The sequence below is a fragment of the Halorubrum sp. SD690R genome, assembly GCF_005435035.1.
In the GTDB taxonomy this organism is placed as follows: domain Archaea; phylum Halobacteriota; class Halobacteria; order Halobacteriales; family Haloferacaceae; genus Halorubrum; species Halorubrum ezzemoulense.
The window spans coordinates 1-1,417 of the sequence record NZ_SGTV01000084.1; the positions used below are offsets into that span (position 1 = coordinate 1).

1 protein-coding gene is annotated in these 1,417 nt (G+C 49.0%); it reads right to left on the reverse strand.

The features are described from left to right. Positions 1-396: 396 nt before the first annotated feature. On the reverse strand, positions 397-1,026 hold the full coding sequence (locus EXE41_RS18475) for a universal stress protein (RefSeq protein WP_199240909.1): 630 nt from the start codon (positions 1,024-1,026) through the stop codon (positions 397-399). Positions 1,027-1,417 lie beyond the last annotated feature (391 nt).

Genomic DNA, 1,417 nt, shown 5'->3' on the forward strand with positions numbered 1-1,417 from the left:
TCGCCACCGCCGTTGCTGGAGCAGCTGATCGAGGACGCCCAGAAGATTCACCAGCAACGACCGATCTTACAGGAGACGCTCGCTACCGCTACACAACCGAGGTGTGAGTCTTAGCTAAAGACGAATGTGTGACGCACTCATATTCTAACGCTAACGTGTATCCATTATAATCGTTCTTTCTGTCGCTAACCATCTGTGTTCGGTTAGCACTCCCAGTAATATTCTATGCGGTCCAAGATTGCCTGAGCCGGGCACACACGGCGGGAGCAACCGACGCTCAAACCCCACAGAACTGCCGCTGGGGTTTAACCGAACATCGATGGATCGTTCAGTACAGAGGCCGAATATAGCAATTGATGAATGAACAATTATAAGCAGGGATACGACCCTCAAAGATTACTGATCCCCACTGATTTCCTCGGAGGGGTCGAGTTGCTCAAGTGTTCGTATCTCTGGGAGATGTGGTTGAGTAATAATCATTGTGTCGTATTTTTTACCGGATGCGACGCTTGAACCGACGGTGAGTGCGTGAGCGAATCGTCCGGCATTTTTACTCCCAATGAATACGATAGTCGCGTCATTATCGCGGGCGAATCGTCGAATTTGCTTTGCAATTGTTCCGGAAGATGCAGATCGACGCGTGACAAAATATTCGAACTGTGCATCAGGAGCAAGCTTTAGAGCGGAGGCTCGCAGAGACTGTACGATTTGGCTGCCGTCGAATGGCTCGTTCTCTCCGAGCCAGCCTCGTTCCCGTGCATACCTAATGTTCTGCGTAGGAATGACACTCACAACTCTAACGCCTTCATTTAACACCCGATCGAACTGCCGCGCGCGAACGAGTGCTGCCTTAGCAAGCGCAGAATCATCAAATGGAACCACCAATGACATGGTATTTATAACAATTGAATAAAGAACGGCTTCATAATAAAACTCGCCACAACTCGAAAGCGAGTCTCCCGGTCTGACTACTAATACTGGGTCCGGTCTCGGTGCCAGAACTATGTACCACCGACTGCTGACCATGCGCTGTGTATCTCGCACAGCTATTGGAATATCTCTCTGATCTGGCAGAATTCTCGGCAGTCAATCCGCACCCTTCAACAACCAGCCGTTTTATCTAGTTATATGTCTGTAAAACAGAAATCAGGAGCTAAGACTGTGACAATTTCAGACACGATCTATCCACACGCTATGCTCCTACGTGTTTCTGTCAGTGTCATTGAACTGAAGCCCACGTTCGGGTAGGTTGTGTATAGTGATGGTATGCGATTTTAGCTACTAGACGAATGATACTGTCAGCTAAATATTCTTTAGGTTAGAGTGTGATTAGCAAGTATGTCCACGCTTGACGCCGCCACTCTTGACGACCTCCGCGACGCTCTCGCGGAGGTCGAAGATAAAAAGCCGACACAGC

Bases quoted from the DNA above. Each gene is read 5' to 3' on its own strand.
- EXE41_RS18475 (WP_199240909.1), bottom strand. From the start codon at position 1,026: ATGGTCAGCAGTCGGTGGTACATAGTTCTGGCACCGAGACCGGACCCA.